The sequence below is a fragment of the Lactobacillus hamsteri DSM 5661 = JCM 6256 genome, from assembly GCF_000615445.1.
In the GTDB taxonomy this organism is placed as follows: Bacteria; Bacillota; Bacilli; order Lactobacillales; family Lactobacillaceae; genus Lactobacillus; species Lactobacillus hamsteri.
This window is the reverse complement of the sequence record NZ_BALY01000060.1, coordinates 1-2,797: the sequence shown is the minus strand read 5'-3', so window position 1 is coordinate 2,797 and position 2,797 is coordinate 1. Positions and strand designations below refer to the sequence as shown.

Genomic DNA, 2,797 nt, shown 5'->3' with positions numbered 1-2,797 from the left:
TACTTATTTAATATAATATTTTATATAAGTATAACTAAAAACACTATAACACCAGCGTTTTTTAAGATTAAGTATTATAACTATAATTATATGTATACTTACATTTATATAAATTCATATCTTTTATAAATAGATTTATTTGTATAAATGTAGATAAAGCTGTGCTATCATTTAGTTAAAAGTAAGATTCAAAGGAGATCAAATATGAAAATAGTTTCTTTTGCTGCTATAAAAGGTGGCGTTGGAAAAACAACTTTGGCTTATAATTTTGGTGAATGGTTAGCAAAACAAGGTAACAAAATTCTCTTCATCGATCTTGACCATCAATGTAATTTAAGTCAAACATACGAAGTATATGGTGACGATAAAATTGGAACTGTAGCAAATATCTTTCTTCAAAAGGATGATGTAACAATTAATCATGTTAAAAAGAATATCGACTTGATTGCTGGTAACATGCATCTAGATGATATTGAAACTAACATTGAAAACATGACTAATAAAAACATGCGCTTATACATGTGGCTCAATAATAATTTCGATAAGTTAAACATAAGTCAATATGACTATATTATTATTGATTGCATCCAGACTTTTCTACTGCTACTAAAAATGCCATTATTGTTAGTCACGATATCATCAGTCCTATTACACCAAGTAAGCATGGATTCGATGCTAAATATAATTTAGAAGATAGAATTAATGATTTACGTAAAGAAGCAATTGAATTTAGTACTGGTGAATCATATGTAACAGCAAAACTATTTTTCGTTGCTAATATGATTAAACGTAATACTTCATCTTCAAATGATATGTTAGCTTCAATTAAAGGAGATGAAACAGTGATTGGTGTAATTCCTGAAAAAGAATTATATAATCGTTCAAATTTAGATGAAACTCCTGTAGTGGACATGAAAGATGACATTCGAACTTATAATCGAAACTATAATTTCTTCCAAGATTTCGATAAAACTTGGGAGAAAATTCAAGATTCATTATAAAATATACGGCCATTAATTAAATAATTAATGGCTTTTTCTACGTAAAGTCAAGCATAATAAGAAGCTTGGCTTCATTTTTTATTTTAATTTCAACTTAAGCATCTTTTAGTGTCGATTTATTTTTTTAGTTAGACACGACAAATAAGCCCAGATCCATATCTGATTTTTGGGCTTAGCGTTATAATGTACTTGATCAATTAATTACGACCAAAGTCTTTTTGATTATGTGTGGCTACGTTGTAATCATATGGTTGATCATTGATAATCAGAGCATAAATGGTTCTGATTAATTTATGTATTGAAGCAATAGCTATCTTCTTAAATCCTTTGGTTTGAGAGGATGGCTTTTTGCTTTCATAATAATCTGCTATATGACACGGATTAGTCTTAGCCGCATTATCAATTTGACCAATAGCCCGATAAAGCAATTTGCGTGCCACTGCATTGCCATGCTTTGTAATGCTTAAATTAGAGTCTGTTTCGCCTGACTGATATCTGCCTGGATCAATTCCAATAAAGGCATTGATTTTATTAGGATTACTAAATCTACGCAAATCTCCCAATTCTGCTAAAACTCTGACTGCAGTAGTCTGTGCAAAACCTGGAATGCTTTCTAGGTTTTGCAAGTCATGATTGGGCAGGGATTGGGCTAGCTTGATCATTCGCTCAATTATCTTTTCTCTTTGTTCACTTAAGCTGAGCAGCCTTTGGGCATAGTATTGTGCCTGTTCGACTTCTACGCTGTCGGATGAGACAACCGGATAGGCTTTATTGGCCAATTCGATTAATTTCTCTGTAGTCTTTTGTGCATGCTTAAAGCCAATACCTTTTAATTGCAATAGCCAATTAATGATCTGCTTTTTATCATCTTTTCTTACTAAATCACAATGAGGATAACGAGCAACTATTTGCCAATAATTCTTACCTCTAGCAATAGAAAATAAGTTTTCAATTTCGGGAAAGGTTGACTGTAGAGCTTGGTGAAGTCGATTTTTAGCTATTACCAAGTCACTTGTCAGCTGGTCATAAAAACGGCTCAGAGAATTAAGCTGTTTGTAAGTTTGAGATTGAAGCTGATTAACTGGATGATGGTGAAGCCTTTGAATCAGGGCTAAATGATAAGCATCAGTTTTATCAGTTTTGTTGTGTCTCAATCCAAGGTCTATTTCCTTTTTAGCTTTAAGCGGATTAAGGACAACATATTCATAACCGTAGTCTTCCAAAAAAGCCTGCAGTCTGCGTGAATAAACACCGGTAGCTTCAAAAATAATTTGTGGATGTTTAGAAAAAGCAGCCAGCTCATGAAGTAATTGAATAAAACCAGGACGATCATTGGTAATAGTAAGTTCATTTTTACTTTCACCAATTAGTTCGCAAACAGCAGAAGTAGACTTGCTTACATCAATTCCAAAAGTAACTTGCATAAATATAACCCCCTAAGCTCAAGTAGTAAAACGTATTTACTTAAGAAATCAGATCTAATTTTCTAAACTCGACATCTAAGTGTCCACATTCTTCGAAGAGACTCCTGAAAACTCAAGCAAAACTGCCAGTTTATTATGCGACGTCAAGCGTCTAAAGCCCCGATGACATATAGTTTTACTACTACTTAAATTCTACAAGAGAATAAAAATAGTGAATCAATTATCCCGTCGGATAACTAATTCACTATTTAGCTTAGAATGTTTATTATGCTCATAATCACTGTAGTATCAGCTATTATTTAATATTTATCACTATAAATATATGTGCATTTATAATGATGAATATCAGTATATATAAAAGGATATTAAGAA

The 2,797-nt window shown here is 31.9% G+C and carries 1 protein-coding gene and 1 pseudogene; one reads left to right on the top strand and one right to left on the bottom strand.

Annotated features, from left to right (window positions below; genetic code table 11):
* Positions 1 to 204: 204 nt before the first annotated feature.
* Positions 205 to 1,001, top strand: a pseudogene (locus JCM6256_RS10255) (ParA family protein).
* Positions 1,002 to 1,198: 197 nt separating this feature from the next.
* On the opposite strand, the gene JCM6256_RS09070 reads toward JCM6256_RS10255, so the two are convergent.
* Positions 1,199 to 2,425: an IS110 family RNA-guided transposase gene (locus JCM6256_RS09070; RefSeq protein WP_025081361.1), complete on the bottom strand. Its 1,227-nt coding sequence runs from the start codon at positions 2,423 to 2,425 to the stop codon at positions 1,199 to 1,201.
* Positions 2,426 to 2,797 lie beyond the last annotated feature (372 nt).

Excerpts from the sequence above, each read along its gene's own strand:
- JCM6256_RS09070 (WP_025081361.1), bottom strand. The coding sequence starts at position 2,425 with ATGCAAGTTACTTTTGGAATTGATGTAAGCAAGTCTACTTCTGCTGTT.